The organism is Bacillus sp. MN7755, from assembly GCF_054771475.1.
In genome coordinates, this window is record NZ_BTRL01000016.1 from 1 (window position 1) to 19,730 (window position 19,730).

Sequence of the window (19,730 nt, forward strand, 5' to 3'; positions counted from 1 at the left end):
TACACATGTCCACATTTACACAAGTTCACGAACAAAAGAGAAACGCTGATATAATGGGTTTGTGATAGGATGATATGATTATTTTTTTACACATTTACACTTGTGGACATTTACACAAGTGTAAAATTAAGTTTAATATTTTTCGTTTAAATAATAGAACGAAAGCGGATAAGGGGTATTTACACAAGTTCACATTTACACATGTGAACTTGTGTAAATGAAAGAAGTTTTGTTGAAATTCTTTGTTTACAAACAAAAAAACTTGTTGTAACGTTATAGACAACAAGTTTTCTCAACGCAATTCAATTTAGTTTGATAATATACATAAAAAATTCGGAAGAATTAGTAGGATATATAAGACACATAAACACAAAAAACAAATAAAAAAGAACGGCTGTCTATGAGACTGGAAATCTCATAGACAGAGGAAGTAGATCTGCTGGAAACATTTCTACTTCTTGGTGAATACAATTTGCTGGAAACATCTTGTATTCCATTTACGTCACTGCTCTATCAGTGAGTAAACTTCCCAAACCGTTCTAGTTAACTATGTTATTGAGATATGAAATATCTCCTATTAGTATAGTTAATTAGTGTAGATTTGTAAAGATAGAAACCCTTATTTAAGTGCATCTATAAGCGTATTTAATTATGGTTTTTTCTGCCTTTTTATACAATTCGGGAAGTCTATTTATTTAGGTGAGCAGTGATATAACTGCTCACCTTTTTTGTTGTATTAAATCTAGTAGAAAGGAGATCCAACATGAATACAGTACAGAAAGCTATTAATCTTATACTTCATAAAGGTTTACGAAAATATAAATCTAAAAATTCAAAAGCTGCTCTAGTATCTATTACAAAACAAGAGAAATTTGAAGACAAAATGCTGAATGGTAAGAAGAATAAAAAAGGTTCTATATTTATCACTCGTAAAAAAGCTGATTTAAGCGCACCTTTTGGTACAAGAGGAGTAGTATTATCATCTGAGGAAGCTACACTGGATCATGTTGGACAAGCTTCTCACTGGACTCCTAATGTATATAATTTTGGTACATATAGCGAAAATGGTCTTCGTACAATTGTTGGGCATACGGAAAAGAACTTACAGCAAATTAATTGTTTCGTAATTGATATTGATTCAAAGTCATTCCCAATGACAGCGATTAACGATGTTGCTTTAAATGCTGGTTTTGGTGTGCCGACTATGATCCTTCAAACTACAAAGGGTTACCAAGTATATTATGTGCTAGATAAAGCTGTATATGTAACAAATAAAAAGAACTATATCGCTATTAAATCAGCAAAAAGAATCTCTCAAAACTTGAGAGAAATGTTTGCTGAAAGCCTACCACAAGTAGATTTAACATGTAATCACTTTGGATTCTTCAGAATGCCTTCAGAAGAGAATATCATTATGTTCTTTGAGGAAAATGTATATTCTTTCAAAGAGCTGCAGGATTGGAGTAAGAGACAAGATGATAACAAAGGCAAAGAATTTTCCGTAATTCCAGGTGAAAATAACGTAATTGAAACTCCATTTTCGAGAAACAAACCTGTAGAGCAACCGAAACAGGTAGAAGAAGCATGGTTTAAGCAAATAATAAATTGTACGAATATAGCGCCACAACAAACAAAAGCAGGACGCAATAATGCAATTTTCACTCTTTCATTAGCATGTTTTCAAAGTGAAGTATTAATTAAAGAGACACTAGATATGATGGATCAGTTTAATAGTAACCTGGAACAACCTTTAGATCATGCTGAGGTTAGAGGGATTGTCATGTCTGCATATTCAGGAAAATACCAGGCTGCACACAAAGATTATATTGATCGTCTACTTCAAACATATGCGACACCTGGACAAGTTAATTCGTTTAGATTACCAGCTGCATTTTGGAGAAAACACAAGAAGCAACGTGAGGATCGAGTACGTTCTCATTGGCATGAGTGGGAAGCGGATATTATTGCTTTCCTGTCGATGAATTCGAAAAACAAACCTGTACTATACTTTACACAAAAAGAACTATGTGAAGCGATTAATATTCCTAGAAGCACCCTAAACACTGTCCTGAAAAAGAGCAATAAAATATATAAGACTGTTAAAGGGAAAGGAAAAACTGCAAAAACAGGTTTTTCAACAATTGGCATGTTAATTTCATTTGCGTTATGTGAAAAAGGACAAAAAAGAGAGAGTTATTTAAGCTATTTAAACGAGCTGTTTCCCCAAATGGATAATATATTACTACAAGAAAAAAACAATAGCGCTATGGCAGAAGAAACAGTATCATATAGCCTAACCGAAGGGCTACCAGCTGGTTAATTTTTAATTGTCCACTGTGCCAACACATTATTATATCTACGATACATGGCTCGGTCAGCTAGCTATAGCGTTACAGCATTACTTAGTTTAAGTTTCTCTTATTCTTGGAGTTTAGTCTTTCCCTACTAGGGATAACTACTCATTATGGTATGTGAAATTTATAAAGGTTTCCTAGAAAATTAGTCTCTTGGTGGTGCTTACTTTAGGTAAAAAAATTATTCTATAGATGGTGATAGTAGAGGGCGTTACAGACACTCTTATGTATTTGTGAGGGGGACTACTGTAAATATAAAGCTACTAAATCATGATGATTTAGTAAAAGGTAAAATTTCAACAATAATATAGCGCTATGATAGAAGAAATTAATAAAGTACAGCAAGCAAAACTATTAGAAATGGAAAAGAGACTAGATAATCGTATAGATTAAAGGAACAAATTAATCTAAGGGGATATCTTGGTGGAAGTTTTGAGGTCGAGTTTAAATCGGATGTTTTTCATAAAATGCGACTATACTGTAGGAGTTGATTTTGATAAACTAGCTATATGAAGTTCCTTGATAATTTGATATATGAGGTTGCAGGAATAAAATAGAAAACCAAGCCATTCGGTTCCTGTGTAAAATATCAACCGTACCAAAGGAGCGTCCAAGCGTTGGAAATTTAGGGTTGTAACGCTCAGAATGATGAAAGATTTGCTAAGTGGTGAGTAGTTCATGCTCTATCGTTTTTTTGAAATAGAAGTTTATATTTATGCGCTGAAGAGGGAACGGTAGTATTTATCTCACTGTTAAAGAGAACTGATGGTCGGTGTGAACCAGTACAAAGTTAAGCATGAATTACAGCCTTGGAGTATCCTTCTCGTCATGAAAGTAGTTGCGGGGGAAAGACGGTTAATTGATTGTTAAAGAAGAAGAGAGGTAGATGGAAATTTAGTCTACAACTAGGGTGGTACCGCGATAAACATCGTCCCTACTGAGCGCTCAGTAGGGACTTTTTTGTACAAAAAAATAATAAAGGGGTAAGAGAAATGAGATACATTACGGCTGGAGAATCACATGGTCCGCAGTTAACAGTTATTTTAGAAGGTGTACCTGCAGGTTTAACATTAACGGCGGAACATATTAATAAAGAATTATTAAGAAGACAAAAAGGGCATGGGCGTGGAAGACGTATGCAAATTGAAACAGATACAGTTGAAATTGTAAGTGGTGTACGTCACGGAATGACGCTGGGATCACCAATTACGCTAATCGTAAAAAATGATGATTTCAAACATTGGACGAAAGTAATGGGAGCAGAACCAATTTCAGGGCAAGAAAGTAAAGAAATGAAACGAACAATTACGAAACCACGTCCAGGACATGCGGATTTAAACGGGGCAATTAAATATGGCCATCGTGATATAAGAAACGTATTAGAGCGCTCTTCAGCAAGGGAAACGACAGTAAGAGTTGCGGCTGGTGCTATAGCGAAACAAATATTGAAAGAATTAGGTGTGAAAATCGCAGGACATGTACTTGAAATTGGCGGAGTAAAATCGAAGCATATTACTCAGTTATCGATAGAAGAAATTCAAACGCTTACTGAAAACTCACCTGTTCGATGTTTAGATAAAGAAGTAGAACAAGAAATGATGGATGCGATTGATAACGCAAAAAGTAGTGGGGATTCAATCGGTGGTATCGTGGAAGTCATTGCAGAAGGTATGCCAATTGGCGTTGGTAGTTACGTTCATTACGATCGTAAATTAGATGCAAAACTTGCTGGTGCGATTATGAGTATTAATGCATTTAAGGGCGCTGAAATTGGCGTTGGTTTTGAAGCGGCAAGACAGCCAGGAAGTAAAGTGCACGATGAAATTCTGTGGGATGAAGAAAAAGGATACACGAGAAAAACGAATTATGCCGGCGGTTTAGAAGGCGGTATGACAACAGGTATGCCAATTGTCGTAAGAGGTGTAATGAAGCCAATTCCTACATTATATAAACCGTTAGCAAGTGTTGATATTGATACGAAAGAAGTGTTCCAAGCGAGTATTGAAAGATCTGATAGTTGCGCAGTACCAGCAGCAGGTGTAGTAGCTGAATCTGTTGTGGCATGGGAACTTGCAGATGCGCTAGTCGAACAATTCGGAAAAGATCGTATGGACTTAATTGAACAAAATATTAAGTTTCATAAAAAGTATGCAAAGAAATTTTAAAAGAGGGATAATATATGAAACAACAAACAATACAGCCTGTTAAAAATGGACTAAAAGGTACAATAACAATTCCTGGCGATAAATCAATTTCGCATCGTGCTGTCATGTTTGGCGCAATTGCAGAAGGAAAAACAACAATTAAAGGATTTCTTTCTGGTGCGGATTGTTTAAGTACCATTTCTTGTTTTAAAGAAATGGGAGTAGAGATTACGCAAAATGGGGACGAAGTTACGGTGATTGGAAAAGGATTAAAAGGATTACAAGAACCGAAAGCGGTATTAAACGTTGGTAATTCTGGTACAACGATTCGATTAATGTCAGGAATACTTGCGAATGCATCATTTCTTTCATGTGTACAAGGTGATGTTTCTATCGCAAATAGACCGATGAATCGTGTAACAGGTCCATTGAAACAAATGGGGGCAAATATAGATGGACGAGAAGAAGGAACGTTTACACCGCTCACAATACGTGGTGGAGATTTAAAAGCGATTCAATATGCATCACCTGTCGCAAGTGCGCAGGTGAAGTCAGCTATTTTGCTTGCTGGGTTGAGTGCTGAAGGTATAACAAAAATTAAAGAACCCCATATTTCACGAGATCATACTGAAAGAATGCTTGAGGCGTTCGGGGTTACAGTAACTCGTGAAGGGAAAACCGTGAAACTACAAGGAGGACAAAAGTTAACTGGAACAGATGTTCAAGTCCCAGGTGATGTATCATCAGCGGCATTTTTTTTAGTAGCGGGAGCAATTACTCCAAATAGTAAACTATTACTCCAAAATGTAGGAATGAATCCAACTCGTACAGGTATTATAAATGTTCTTGAGAGAATGGGTGCTACGTTTACTATAGAGCCAATTAATGAAAATGCACCAGAGCCTGCTGCAAACATTATAATTGAAACATCTTCACTAAAGGGAATTGAAATTGGTGGAGATATTATACCAAGTTTAATTGATGAAATACCAATTATCGCCTTAGCGGCAACACAAGCAGAAGGTATTACAGTCATTAAAGATGCACACGAGCTAAAAGTGAAAGAAACGAATCGTATCGATACAGTGGTGAATGAGTTAGCAAAATTAGGAGCGAATATAGAAGCAACAAATGATGGCATGATTATATACGGTAAATCCCTTTTACAGGGTAATATAGTAAAAAGTCATGGTGATCATAGAATAGGTATGATGCTTGGAATTGCGGGCACTATTGCTGAAGGTAAAACAATAATTGAAGAGACTGAGGCGGTTGCTGTTTCATATCCTAATTTTTTTAAAGAATTAAGTAAAATACAACATGAACAATAGAATCCGTCATTTTGATATAAAGTATCATACAATTGTAGCGTAAAAAAATTATTCCTTTGATTATTTATTATGTAAATTTGAAATAAAGATGTACCGTTGTTAATAAAGCTGCAGCGTAACAGCCCTTTAGATATGAGAATCTAAAGGGCTGTTTTTATGTCAAAAAAAAACAGCAAATATAGTGTAATTATAGTATTTCTTCAGTGAATAGGATGTTTTAAACGGTTCTGATGCAAAAAGATGATAAATAAAAAGAATCAAGGATTCCTAATGGAATCACCTGTTAAGCAGTTAATCCAAACTGCTGATTGATACTGTTTTCACTTAAATAGATTTTGCTTTTATGTACCAATCACATCCTTTTTTAGAATACTAGTATCAGTATGTCCAAGTTTAGGAGATTACTTGCAAGAACTATAGAGCCTTTGCAGCAGAACCTTATTTTTCTACTTAATACTCATGAGAAGATTTTAGTAGTAACTCATGATGAATACTCTCCTATATAAGTATATCCTTGGAATGGGGATTATATAAAAATGTATTTTTTAACCAATTCTAAATAAACTTTAAGTTATATCTTAACGCTTTCTTCAAGACGATTATATATATATAGAGTAATATGATGTTGTAGGGAGAGGAGCGATATAGATTAATAATATTGTAAGAAATTTTAATGATTTTATATCTTTTCTAACTGATTCAGAATATCCTTTAATCGAAATGGGAACTAATATAATTAATACCAAAGTATTTAATAATTCATGGATACGTAGAGATAATAATTTAATAAATTCTATTATTAAAGAAAATGTATTTATTGGTTTTCGTTCTCAAGTGTATAACGCAAGTATAGATGAAGGATGTCAAATTGCTTCAAAATCTATTATTGGTAGAAACGATGGTAAGCGCGTACATATTGGAGCACAAACGTGGATTGGTGCACAAGTTATTATTTCCGATGGTGTATCTATTGGTCACGGGAGTGTAATTGGAGCTGGAGCTATTGTTACAGAAGATATACCTCCGAATTCAATTGCAATTGGAAGACCAGCCAAAGTGATAAAAAGAAGAGAGTTTATAAGAGATAAGAGCCCTGAATTTAAAAGTTTCTTAAAACAAAAAAAAATACAGCTTCAAGAACAAATCGAGAATGAAATAATTGAAATTTTGGAATATAACAACTTTAAAAATGGTAGCGAACATATTCAATTTAAAGAAAAACTATTAAGTTTATCATCATCAACCTATGGCCAAAACTGTTTCTTAGATGCAACTTTTAATATTGAAAGTAGAGCATCATTTGGGAATTCTGTTATCGCAATAGGTAAAAGCATGGTTGACACAAATAAAACTGTAATTACTAATGGTGGAATTTCAATGGGAACTAACGTAAGCATTGGGGATTTTTCCATTCTAGAAGGTGGCGGGAAAATTAGTATTGGTAATAATACTATAATAGGGAAAAATGTTCACATTGTTACAACCAGCCATAATTATCGATTTCAGTCTTTACCAATGTTATTTATGCCTGTAACTATTGGTGAGAATGTCATTATTGGCGATGGAAGCTTTATTTTAGGCGGGGTAAGGATTGGTGATGGTGCAATAATTCAACCAAATTCCTTAATTCTTAAAGATGTAGCACCCAAAGAAATACATTATGGTCATTTAAAAAAGGAGGAAATTAATACATGATCGCACTGGTTCCAAATCCAACAGGCACTGGGCATAATATGAGAATGTATGCAATTGCAAGGGAGTTAAAACAACAATCAAGTGAAGAAGTTGTAGTATTTTTAGCCTCACTTCAAAATGTATTTACCACTATGTTTGATGAAATTGGTGTGAAAGTAGTAAATTTTAATCCTAATGATTTGGTGGATTATTCAAAGAAATCACATCTTTCAGATAATCTTAATTGGAATACAATGATTAAGGATTATTTTGTAGATACTTTCTACAATGGAAATAAGATATTAAAATACATGAACTTATTTAATGAATATAAGCCTGATGTCGTAGTGAGTGATTATAATATTAACGCTACTTTAGCAGCGATTAATCTTAATTTAAAAAATGTATTTGTAACAGAACGTTATAATTTTACACTTGTAGATGTACCAAATGAAAAACTGTTTGAGGGTGGTTTTGAAGTTTCATCAGATGAAATGGATCAAGCGCGCGAAACATTAAATCAACTTTTTGGTCAAATGTGTAAAAATATAGATTTAATTCTAACAGACAAGCCTTATGTTAAAGAGATGGATCAGGGTAGTTTTATGGAACAATATTTACAAAATCAGAAAGCTCATTTTGTGGGACCAATGATTCGTCCAAATCAACTATCTAGTAATGAAATTCGTAAAGAACTAGGATTAGGTAATGGGCCAATTATTGTCGCAACTGTTAGTGGTACAACAATGTTTGAAGAAAATAAAAAATTATTACTAGATGCGTTTATTCAATTATTTTCTGAAATGAAATCTAAGCAAAATGATTTAGAAATGGTACTTTTAGGTAGAAGTGAGATGGAGGTACCAGAGGGAATTCATTCTATTCCTTATTTGCCAAATTGGATTCCATTATTACAAGAAGCATCAGTTTTATTGGCACATCCAGGATGGATTACTGTTACGGAAGTAGCGAGCCTTAAAGTTCCTGCAATTTTCTGTCTTGCATCTTACAAAGAATATCATGAGTCTGAAGCCTATGATAGATTACAAAAATTAGGATTTGAAACAAATTATGGTGGTAACCTGCCAGAATTGATTAAAAAAGTAGAGACTTTAATACAAAATGAAGAAGCGGTTACTACTTTGCTTGAAAAATATGAAAAAATCGCTCCGGGTGTTAATGGAGCAGCAAAGGCTGCTAATCATATTTTAAATGTACTAGAAGCAATACAAGAAAAAAATCTTGTTACAGTTTAAATAGAACCGAAAGGATGAAAATTTGATGACGCAATCAGTAGCAAATCATTCAATAGAAAGATTCTTAACGGATAATTTAAGAGATAGTGAATACAATGGTTTCTTTACAGCCCTTGATGGAGATAAAGAAATTATTTGTGATGATAAACAATTAGAAGATCAAGCACTTAGTATTCTTTCTCTTTGTCAATCTTCAGAAAGAGAGCATTTACACGATGAGATTAAAGAGCTTGTAAGTGTTTTTGGCTATATGAAAGATAAAGAATACATTGGATTTATTGAATTAACGGATCGATTTTGGCAACCTCATGGTCCGGGCTGGGTAAGAACACCTGCAGTACAAGTCCTAACAGCTTGGGCGTTACTAGAGGCGGCGGATGTTCTAAAGGATGAAAACTTATTAAAAGATGGTTATAAGTTGTTAGAAACATGTTCAATCTTTTATATAAAAAATGGTTTCCCGCGTAGATTATCTCGTGACTGGGAAGAGATTATTGATTATAGAAGAGATTTAAAAACAGTAGCTTATACTATGCTGGCTTTAGAGAAAGCGTATTCGATATCTAATAATTCATTATACCAAGGGTTATTAGAAGAAATGGTTGTGGAATTAAACAATTTTGTGGATTTTGAATATGGTGGAGCTTATACTATGCTATCTGGTGATGGTAAACCATGGAAATCTGCTGGTAAGCAAACAGAATCAATGTCACTAGCAATTTATGCAATCACTAAAGTTCAATATTTAATTAATGATAAAAGTTTAATATCTTTCGCAGAAGATATGTTGATATTTATTTTAAAATATATGAAACACCCATCATTAGGTGGTTATTGGAACAAAGCAAATATTGATGGAATGGTCAAGGTAGAGGCAGTACAAGCGTACTATAATAATGATTTCTCACCATTTCCCATTAAACTGATTTCAGACCAAGCATTATTATTATTAGCAATCTCGCAATTAAATTTGCATACTGAGCAAAAGTATCAAGCAGTAATTAAAGATTTAGCACAAGAAATTTATAAATTTGTGGATCGAAATAATGGCGGTATATTCCTAGGACAAGGTAATTTCTTTTCTACACCATTAGATCCAACTGCACCACTTATTCGTCATATAATGGTTCCACAACATACACCAGGAGCTTTCCATGCTGGTAATACTGCATACGTTCCTTTACATCAAAAGCAGGCAAAAACACAATCATTAGTATTGCTTGCAATGTCATTGGCAAAAAAGAATGATGTTGATGTTTTTGAATTAGCAGAAGATTTAACATACCCGGCTGTTCAGTTGGAAAAAACACCTATAAAACATGAATTAACTACAATTGCTGAGCCAATTAAAGAGTTAAAACTTAACATCCCTAAATACCTTGAGTGGTCTCGTTCTACAAAAGCTGGTCCGGCATATGGCCTAACTGCGTATCGTTCGCCGCTAGGATTTAGATCTGATACATCTAATCAGAACTTTTCTGCTATGCATGTTCTTTCTGATTTAGCAGTACTTGATATGGAAATAGAGGGCGCAGAGTTACTAGCTGATAGTATTTTCTCTAGCCAAAATCCAGATGGAGGGTTTGGAGAGCAACCAAATCATCCGAGTGAAGTATTTACAACTTACTGTGTAATTATTTCAGCATTTATTGTAAAACAACCGCTTCCAAATAAAGAGAAATGTATCGCTTATCTAAAAAGTTGCCAAAATTCAGATGGCGGATTTGGAAATGCACCAGGATTCCCAAGTGATGTATGGCATACAAATCTAGGTGTATTAGCTCTTCATGTATTAGGCGTAGAACCAGATGATGTGGATGCATGTATTGCCTATGTTTGTGCTTGTCAAAAAGAAGATGGATCCTATGCCGTTCAACCGGGTTCAATATCCGATACTTTCTCTACTTTCAGAGCAGTGGGTACATTAGTAGCATTAGGGAAACAACCACCAAATAGTAATAAAACTATTAAGTGGTTACAAGATTGTCAAACCGATCAGGGTGGATTCTTATATAAACCAGGTTATTCGGACACAATGAGCTTTGTAGGAAGCTACTGTGCTATAGCAGCTCTTTACATGTTAGGTGAATTACCACCAGACGTAGAAAAATGTAAAGAGTGGATTGCAAATCATCAAGGGCCAGATGGCGGTTTTTCACGTGTAGAAGGAACACCTTCTGATACAACAGATGAAGGTTTTATTAGTATTCAAGCCTCCTATATGCTAGAACGTTCTCTGAATCCATATTGGGTTGCTATTATTACTTGATAAAAATTGAGATTTTGTGAGCGGATTTCTGGTCCCATCTTATAGTAATACGATGGGACCAAGTTTAAAAAATCAAATCGTAATTAGGAGGACTTATGATTTATTTAATTACAGGTGGAGCTGGTTTTATAGGTTCAAATTTCTTAAATCATTTTGTAACTCAATTTCCACAGCATACATTTATAAACATTGATAGTTTAACTTATGCTGGGAATTTACAGAGTTTGAAAGAGATTGAGAATAAAGATAATTACCACTTCAGAAAAATAGATATTTCTAAATTAGAAGAAGTTGAACATGTTTTTAATGAATTTCAGCCAGATAGAATTATACATTTTGCTGCAGAAAGTCATGTGGATCGTAGCATTAAAGGTCCTAAAGAATTTATTGAAACAAATATTATTGGTACTTTTAACCTGTTAGAGGTATGTCGTAAAAATTGGGAATCTTTCGAAGATAAATTGTTTCATCATGTTAGTACGGATGAAGTGTTCGGTACTTTAGAAAAGGATGGTTTTTTCACAGAAAAAACGCCATATTCACCAAGTAGTCCGTATTCAGCATCTAAAGCTAGTAGTGATCATTTAGTTCGAGCATATCATCAAACATATGGTTTACCAATTACAATAACAAACTGTTCTAATAACTATGGTCCATTTCAATTTCCAGAAAAGCTTATTCCACTTGTAATCCAAAACCTATTAAGGGGTAAAGAAATCCCTATTTATGGTAAAGGTGAGAATGTAAGAGATTGGTTATATGTTATAGATCATTGTGAAGCGATTTGGGCTGTTATTGAAAAAGGAAAACGTGGAGAGACATATAATATAGGCGGCAATAACGAGCGGAACAATATAGAAGTTGTTAAAACACTTTGTCAAATTATTAGCGAATATACTGGTGAAAATATTCAAAAATATTTAGAATTAATTACTTATGTAAAAGATCGTCCAGGTCATGATTATCGCTATGCTATTGACCCTACTAAAGTTCAAAAGGAATTAGGATGGTTTCCAAAGGAGACTTTTGATACTGGTTTACGCAAAACAGTCAATTGGTATTTAGAAAATGAACAATGGATTCAAAGTGTTTTAAAAGATGATTATCAAAATTGGATTAATAAAAATTACATCAATCGATAGGGGGATTTACAGTGAAAGGAATTCTTTTGGCTGGTGGTAATGGTACAAGGTTATATCCACTTACTAATGTGGCGAGTAAGCACTTAATGTGTGTATATGATAAACCAATGATTTACTATCCACTTTCCACACTCATGTTAGCAGGAATTCAAGAAATAATGCTTATTTCTACTCCTCATGATATTGAACTTTATAAAAAATTATTAGGGGATGGCTCCCATCTTGGAATTTCTATTATTTATCAAGTTCAGGAAAAACCTGCTGGAATTGCACAAGCTTTCTTGCTAGCTGAGGAGTTTATTGGTGAGGACAATGTTTGTTTAATCCTAGGAGATAATATTTTTTATGGTGATGGATTCTCCACTATTTTAAAGCAATGTGCGCAAGTTGATGAAGGTGCAATTGTTTTTGGTTATCGAGTAAATGATCCTGAGCGTTACGGTGTCGTAGAATTTGATGAGAATTTCATGGTGAAAAGTTTGGAAGAAAAGCCAGTTACTCCAAAATCTAACTATGCAGTGCCAGGTATTTATTTTTATGATAATAATGTAATTGAAATTGCTAAAAATTTAAAGCCGTCTGCACGTGGAGAATTAGAAATTACAGATGTAAATATAGAATATCTAAAGCAAAATGAATTGAAAGTAAATATCATTGGACGTGGAAGTGCTTGGTTAGACACTGGGACCCCACAGAGTTTATTAGCAGCTAGCAATTATGTAGGAACGATTGAACAGAGACAAGGGTATAAAATCGCTTGTATAGAAGAAATTGCCTACCGTATGGGTTATATTACTTTAAGCGAATTAGAAAATTCAATTCAATGCATGCCTAATAGTACCTATCAATTATATGTAAAGCAATTAATTCAAAGTGAGTTAAGGAAATCTCCTATACTTGTATAATAATTTTATTTAATTTAAACAACAACTATATCTTTTTTGAGTAAAGAGACATGGTTGTTGTTTTAAATTAAATGAATTAAGGAAGTGTATGTATGAAGAAAATTATGGCTGTGTTTTTTTTAATTATGTTTGTTATTGGAACTGATACTTTCCTTATCTCTCCCTTACTTCCTAGTTTACGAGAAAAATATGATGTAACAGTAGAGTTATCAGGATGGTTAGTAAGCGCGTATGCATTAGGTTATGCACTATTTGCATTAATTGCGGGTCCTATTTCCGATGGTTTTAACCGCAAAAAGGTAATGATTTTTGGGTTATTTTCGTTTTCAATTTTTACATTTTTATGCGGTTTAGCATCCTCGTTTGAATTAATGCTTATTTTTAGATTTTTATCTGGTGTCAGTGCAGCATTTTTAACGCCACAAGTTTGGGCATCAATTCCTATATTGTTACCACCGAATAAAGTTCTTCGTGGAATGGGAATTGCAACAGCAGGTTTGTCAGTTTCTCAAATGCTAGGTATTCCTATTGGAAGCTATTTAGCATCAATAAATTGGAATACACCATTTTTTATAATTTCAATTTTTTCTCTATTATTATTAATACCGACTTTCTTGTTGGTTCCAAGTATACAACCAACTGAAAAAGAAAATAAAACATCTATATTTAAAAATTATCAAGGACTTCTTAGTTCTTCTAAAGTTCGAAAGACTTTTTTTGCATATTTTATTTTTCAACTAGGAAATTTTTGTGCATTTTCTTTTTTAGGGACTTGGTTATCTGATGATTATCATTTCAGTGTCTCTCAAGTTGGAACAGCAATGTTAATACTAGGTTTAGGGAATACTTTAGGGAGCTTATTAGGTGCAAATGTTATACAAAAAATCGGGGAATTGTCATCCCTTATTTATGGCATGATAATTTTAAGTGTTTTTTATAGTGTATTGGCATATTTACCCAACATTCTAATGGTGGAAGTTACATTTTTATTAATGTTCTTATTCACAGGGATGATTTTCCCGCTGTTAATGAGTCTCCTACAGTCCTTATCCTCTACAGCACGTGGAACTATTGCCTCCCTATCTAATACTGTAATGTATAGTGGCACAACTATTGGGGGATATATTGGTGGTATATTATATGGTACATATGGTGGCTTTGCAGCTATAGGTTTCTTTACAACTGCTATGTTCTTACTATCTTTAATCTTATTTATTACAAGTGGTGTACTTACTAAATCGGGAGATGTTTCTGTGAGTAAAGAGGTTGAAAAAATAGCGGGAAGAAAAATTACATAATGGTGTATCTCGGGAACCATTCACAAATTAGCGATATTAAATACGTTTAGTGTGCAAATCAATAATTACCTATTATTGGAATTATCCCCTCTAAGTAGAAAGTGTAACATTCTTCATATGGAATATTACACTGTGCCTCTTGAAGGGGATATTTCTGTAGTGGAAAAAAGACGGAATATTCTGAATGTATACAGAGGCGTTTAAACCGAAAGTTGTACATTTGTATGAAAATGGTGAGGGGAGTTATGAAGCATTTGCCGAAAATAAAGTTTAATTACTATACACAGGCTTAAAAAAATGGATTGAGAATGAGGGGGGATGTAAACATAGAATAACTCTACAGAACAACATCCATAAGATCAAGGAAGATAAGATTCTAAAATAATTATATGGAGATTAATAGTATGCCAACAATAACTAATTCACTTAAGAGCTGGAGTAATGGATCCGATACTAGAAAAAAATATAAAATTACAAATGTTACAACGAATAATAATTCTTCAAATATACTTAGCAAAGGGGATTTAACCAATTTATTGAAAAATATGGATCAGCCTCTTTCTATAATTCATGATGAGTTAGAGTATTTAAGTAATTATATTACGTGTCCTCATTCGTTTATATTTTCAGGACCTCATGGTTATGTATTAAGTGTATTGAATATAAAAAATAATATGGATGTTGAGGTAGGGACCTCTTTTAATACTTTACACATTGGAGTTAATGCAATTGGTATTGCTAAAGAAACCAATAAAATAAGTATTGTAGTTGGACGTGAACATACGTCAAACTTATTTTGGCGATATTCATGTGTTTGTACGCCAATTCAGGTCTGCAACAGAACTATTGGTTTTCTGAATTTAACTTTTCCCAAAATGGAAGATCCTACATTCGCTATACCAATGATGAAACAGCTCTCTAAAAATATAGAGGGGAAATTGATTAAATTATGTCCTGTTTTTCAAAAAGAAGAGATATTTACTAAATTTAATAATTATAATATGACTTCACGTGAAAAAGAAATTGCTTATGAGTGGTTAAACAATTCAAGTTGTGAAGAAATTGCTTGCATAAATTCAATATCTATTCACACTGTAAGAACACATGTAAAACGTATTTACTCAAAAACTAATACTTTTAACAAAGGGGATTTCTTTTCAAAATTCAAGATTTGAAGTGTGATATATCAATATAATAAAGCTGAGGAGGGAAATAACTATGAAACGTATTTTATGGGTTATAGGAATTATTGCGTTCAGTGCAAATATACCAGCACCCTTATTCCCAATTTACCAAATGAAATATAGTTTAAACAATTTTGCTATTACAGCATTGTTTGCTATTTATGCAGCAGGTATGTTGCTCATTTTATTACTAGCAGGGTCTCTTGCTGAAAGAAAAGGAACAAAATGGGTTGTAACTGTAGGGGTCATTCTTGCTCTTGTATCATCAGCAATTTTTGTTGGAGCAACTTCTCCTTGGATGTTATATCTTGCAAGAGCAGTTGAAGGTATCGCTTTAGGAGCTTTTATGGGGACAAGTAATGCATTATTATTACACCATACTCCACCCCAATATATAAAACGTTCCCTCGCTTATTCCAGTATGGCAACCTTATTAGGGTTCGGTTTAGGTCCAGCATTTTGTGGGATAATCATCCAATATTCTTTGTTTATTCCTGAAGCTTTTCCATACGTGGTACTACTTGTTCTGTTATTGTTGGCTCTAGGATTATTATTTACCGTGCCACCTACTAACGAAAAGACAAATGAGCAAACCCCGATTCGATTTCGTTTAGGAATCCCCTCAACGTCCCAAACATTATTTATAATATTTGTTTGCCCCGCTGTATTTGTGATGCTTGCTCTTAATGGTGTAGTAATCTCTTTAATCCCAACACTTGTTCACACTATTCTACACTCAAATAATCTAGCTTGGTCTGGCTTATTACTTCTTACTTTTCTTAGTGGTGGAGCAATTGCAATACATATTTCATGGCCAAGTCAAACCATTCTTCGTATTCAATTTGGAATTGTTTTATTGCTTATTGGAACATGGCTTACGATTACGGCAGGATCAACAGCAAACATGATTTTATTATTTATTGGAATGATTATCTTAGCCATTGGTAACGGATGGACATTTCAAGCTAGCATGCAATTAGCAGGTAGCTTAGGAGACCCTTCTGAACGCCCGGGTATTATATCTACGTATTATCTTGCTGGCTACACAGGAATGGCAATTCCAACCATCGGTGTGGGTTTATTATCAACTATCGTAGGTCTTTTACCGGCACTTATTACTTTTGGAATAATCATTACATTAATCGGTGCGGGTATTATTGCAGTTCCGAAAATTTCTGAACGAAAAAATTCATCTGCAGCTTAAATGGAATTAGTGCTTCGGGATTTTGATCAATGTTTTTAATATGTGAATCAATGTTCTCTCTTATCCAATAATTATTAATAATATGACCGATGATTCCTTCGCGTAGGAATCATCGGCTTTATCCATATCGAAATTTGCTTAGCATACGTTTTCCGCGTTTTGGTACGCATGGGGAAATCCCCTCACATCCATCAACTTAAAAAAACAAACACCCCAAAACTGAAAAAACAGCCGACTTCTCAAAGTAGTTAACTGTAGAGAAAGAAAATTTTCGTTTTGGGGGTACTTCAAAATGTTAGCTTGATGGGCATGGGGTGCTACCCTCTAATAGTATAAAAAAAGTAGGCTTACGCCTACCAAAATTCATCTCTCGCCTAAAATGGGTGTTTCATACCTTCACATCTTTGAGAAAGGAGTTTTTTGGCGGGAAATGATAAATGGATATTATTAGGGATGTAGCATACAGGAGACACTTTTTTGTTCAATTTTCAAATTATGGCTATTTAAGATATCATCAGCAATTGCATCTGCATCAATCATGAAATCAATCCATTTGTGTGGACGACTACTACCGGATTGCATAAACCAACGTGTATGCTCTGTCGGAATACCAAGAACATATAGGCTTTCGGCTATTGTTCCATTTTCTCTAATTGGATGAAATGGAGCAGTTGTAACATTAACGCCACCTGTTTCAAATTCTATGTCACTTTGTTTATTAACAAATGGCATGAAAATACCATTATTAATAAGTGATTGAGTTAAACTTGAGCAGTCATGCATAATATCGGTTCTGGGGATTCTAGCATCAATTATTAAATTAAGTGCTACACTAGAGTTTTTTACATTTGGTGAAGACATATAAACGCAATTATTATTGTTAGATGGTTCAATTTTAAGTGAAGGTCCCACAACAGTTAGAATATTTTCCTTCATTAAAGCTTGTAGCTGTAGACTACGAAAAGCTGGCGGTCCAGCTGAAAGAAAACTGCTAACAGAATTGAATTTGTTTAGGAATTCAGTCCGATGTGAATTAGGATTTAACCCTCCAAAATCAACAAATGAACGCATCACTGATCTCGTATTACGAATAACATCAAGTGCTGCTTTAATTGGGGAATCAACATTTCCATTCATTGCTTCCATATAGTCCATCTCTAGTGCAGAGAACAAATTTTCATTGAATTCTTCGATAGATGGAAACATACACCCTTTAAAAGGGGATGCAAGATGATAGATATTAATAGTTATTGGATCAGAAATTCCAAGTATACAAGCAAGAGTATTAACGCTTTCTACAGAATCAACACGATATTTAATAACATTTTCTCGTAATTGTTTTGCTACAAATTCATTCTTTTCAATACGTAATTTTGTTTGAGCATATACTAATGCTATTTCAGCTTCTAATAATGGTAAAACGTCACGATCGAAGTGTACGTCTCCACGTTGACGGATACTTAAAGCACGTTCTTGAGTAAAGATTACAGGTTCATATTCATAATCAAATGGTTTTTGATTATGCCCACGTACTGGAAGAGGCATTCCACTACGACTTCCTGCGTATATACGTGGTTCTCGTCCAGACGGACAATAAATCATGGAGCCATCCTCTTTTGTTATAAATTGTCCCCCGCGCCCTATAGTAAGTTCAGCCACTAAATCATAAAAAGTTAATCCCATACCGATAATACCCACTTTTTGGTATGGTTCAATAGATGATAAATCCATCTCAGCTACTAATCCTCCCTTAATGAAAGTAGCAGAAGGTGCCTTAGCAGAAAAATCATATAGTATCTTTTCAAGATTCTCTAACTCATTAGTTGAATGCCCAGTTGCTAAAACAGTTCTATCAACTAGTAATTTTTCGTTATTTGAAAGGTATAACAATTGAGATGTATCTGTTTCGTCCAAGCTTTCTACACGAGCTGATACTTTATATAAATTGACACTAGATGGTAGAGAACGTTCTACAGCTGATAAAACTGATAATAAGTATTCCCCATAATATGCACGAGGTGCATATCCATCAAATTGTGAATAATCATTACGATGTAATTGCCACCATTGGGAAAAAGAAGGGCCATTACCAGGACGCGCTTCCTTACCATCCCATATTCCAGAGAAAGCTGAGATTTCTTGAGCTACGGTGTTCATAAGAAGGAAAGGTGATTGTTCTGTGGACCATACTCTTCCGGTACCTACATGTCCATCATCGATTAGGAAAATTTCAACTGGTTTTTTATTATCTAATTCAATTAAACGAGCTGCTAACCGTTCAAGTACAGACATACCACGAGGGCCACTACCAATTATAGCAACTCTTAAAGGTTTATTTACTGTTTCATTCAGATTTAGCATTAGTAAAACCTTCTTTTCTCTGTAAAGTATTCGCTAAGTACGTAGATCTTGATGTCTCATATTCTTGAATGTTCTCAAGATCTTCAAGTGTTTGCATAATATCATCTAGATTGAGAAGATATTTCCTCTTAAATTTTGGTTCAATAATGGCAGGAAATGTACATTCTTCGATATTAATAGTTTCAGCTTCCAAATCAATCTTAATTAATGCCTTCGGGTTACAAACAAGGATATTCCACAAGGATTCAATTCCTTCTTCAGTCGTTTTTAATGGTAGTAGATCGTTAATGATTGCATTTTTATAAAAAATATCACCAAAGCTTTGTGCAATAACAACTTTAAAACCAAAGTCTTTTATGGCCCAGACTGCATATTCCCTTGATGAACCGGTTGCAAATTCACGTCCTGCCACTAAAATTGTAGCGTCAGTGTATCTTGGATTATTTAATACAAAAGATGGATCTTGACGCCAATCACCAAACAATGAATCGCCATGTCCAGAGCGTTTTGCTTTATAGCAAAAACGTGCAGGAATAATTTGATCTGTATCAATATTGTTTCTAAATAAAGGAACACCATATTCATTAATTTTTTCTCTACTCATGTTA

At 34.0% G+C, this 19,730-nt stretch carries 13 protein-coding genes, 1 pseudogene and 1 other annotated feature; of the genes and pseudogenes, 12 read left to right on the top strand and 2 right to left on the bottom strand.

Translation table 11 applies throughout. The annotated features are described in order from the left end of the window. Positions 1 to 763 precede the first annotated feature (763 nt). The 12 genes and pseudogenes from repS to ACYVEC_RS18940 all read left to right on the top strand — a co-directional run bounded on the left by repS (position 764) and on the right by ACYVEC_RS18940 (position 16,761). Positions 764 to 2,320, top strand: a complete 1,557-nt coding sequence (gene repS, locus ACYVEC_RS18885) for a replication initiation protein RepS (protein ID WP_460507744.1) — start codon at positions 764 to 766, stop codon at positions 2,318 to 2,320. Positions 2,321 to 2,660: 340 nt separating this feature from the next. Further along, positions 2,661 to 2,744 (top strand): annotated as a pseudogene (locus tag ACYVEC_RS18890) (DUF3967 domain-containing protein); the annotation flags it as partial. Between the two features lie 321 nt (positions 2,745 to 3,065). Beyond that, positions 3,066 to 3,293, top strand: a binding site (T-box leader). Between the two features lie 53 nt (positions 3,294 to 3,346). After that, positions 3,347 to 4,519 carry a chorismate synthase gene (aroC, locus tag ACYVEC_RS18895; RefSeq protein ID WP_460507747.1) on the top strand — a complete coding sequence of 391 codons (1,173 nt, stop codon included), beginning with the start codon at positions 3,347 to 3,349 and terminating at the stop codon, positions 4,517 to 4,519. A 14-nt stretch (positions 4,520 to 4,533) separates the two neighbouring features. Next, a complete protein-coding gene (gene aroA / locus ACYVEC_RS18900) occupies positions 4,534 to 5,829 on the top strand; it encodes a 3-phosphoshikimate 1-carboxyvinyltransferase (protein ID WP_460507750.1) in 1,296 nt (431 codons plus the stop codon). Positions 5,830 to 6,549: 720 nt separating this feature from the next. Further along, positions 6,550 to 7,524 carry an acyltransferase gene (locus tag ACYVEC_RS18905; RefSeq protein WP_460507753.1) on the top strand — a complete coding sequence of 325 codons (975 nt, stop codon included), beginning with the start codon at positions 6,550 to 6,552 and terminating at the stop codon, positions 7,522 to 7,524. After that, entirely contained in the window at positions 7,521 to 8,759 is a 1,239-nt protein-coding gene (locus ACYVEC_RS18910; RefSeq protein ID WP_460507756.1) for a glycosyltransferase, read from the top strand. Before ACYVEC_RS18905 ends, ACYVEC_RS18910 begins: the two co-directional genes overlap by 4 nt. Positions 8,760 to 8,784: 25 nt before the next feature. Next, positions 8,785 to 11,028, top strand: coding sequence for a prenyltransferase/squalene oxidase repeat-containing protein (locus tag ACYVEC_RS18915; protein ID WP_460507759.1), 2,244 nt, complete (start codon positions 8,785 to 8,787; stop codon positions 11,026 to 11,028). A gap of 95 nt (positions 11,029 to 11,123) precedes the next feature. After that, positions 11,124 to 12,170, top strand: a complete 1,047-nt coding sequence (gene rfbB, locus ACYVEC_RS18920) for a dTDP-glucose 4,6-dehydratase (protein ID WP_460507762.1) — start codon at positions 11,124 to 11,126, stop codon at positions 12,168 to 12,170. A gap of 11 nt (positions 12,171 to 12,181) precedes the next feature. Further along, positions 12,182 to 13,075 carry a glucose-1-phosphate thymidylyltransferase RfbA gene (gene rfbA, locus ACYVEC_RS18925; protein ID WP_460507765.1) on the top strand — a complete coding sequence of 298 codons (894 nt, stop codon included), beginning with the start codon at positions 12,182 to 12,184 and terminating at the stop codon, positions 13,073 to 13,075. A gap of 92 nt (positions 13,076 to 13,167) precedes the next feature. Continuing rightward, positions 13,168 to 14,373, top strand: coding sequence for an MFS transporter (locus ACYVEC_RS18930; RefSeq protein ID WP_460507768.1), 1,206 nt, complete (start codon positions 13,168 to 13,170; stop codon positions 14,371 to 14,373). Positions 14,374 to 14,777: 404 nt separating this feature from the next. Then, the gene (locus ACYVEC_RS18935; protein WP_460507771.1) at positions 14,778 to 15,548 is read left to right on the top strand and encodes a helix-turn-helix transcriptional regulator; all 771 of its coding nucleotides are present in this window, start codon (positions 14,778 to 14,780) and stop codon (positions 15,546 to 15,548) included. 43 nt (positions 15,549 to 15,591) lie between these two features. Further along, positions 15,592 to 16,761, top strand: coding sequence for an MFS transporter (locus ACYVEC_RS18940; protein WP_460507774.1), 1,170 nt, complete (start codon positions 15,592 to 15,594; stop codon positions 16,759 to 16,761). A gap of 447 nt (positions 16,762 to 17,208) precedes the next feature. On the opposite strand, the gene ACYVEC_RS18945 is transcribed toward ACYVEC_RS18940, so the two are convergent. Together ACYVEC_RS18945 and leuD are read right to left on the bottom strand one after the other, a co-directional pair. Next, complete coding sequence (locus tag ACYVEC_RS18945; protein ID WP_460507777.1) at positions 17,209 to 19,122, bottom strand: FAD/NAD(P)-binding protein; 1,914 nt, start codon at positions 19,120 to 19,122, stop codon at positions 17,209 to 17,211. Next, positions 19,106 to 19,726, bottom strand: coding sequence for a 3-isopropylmalate dehydratase small subunit (leuD, locus tag ACYVEC_RS18950; protein ID WP_460507780.1), 621 nt, complete (start codon positions 19,724 to 19,726; stop codon positions 19,106 to 19,108). Before leuD ends, ACYVEC_RS18945 begins: the two co-directional genes overlap by 17 nt. Positions 19,727 to 19,730 lie beyond the last annotated feature (4 nt).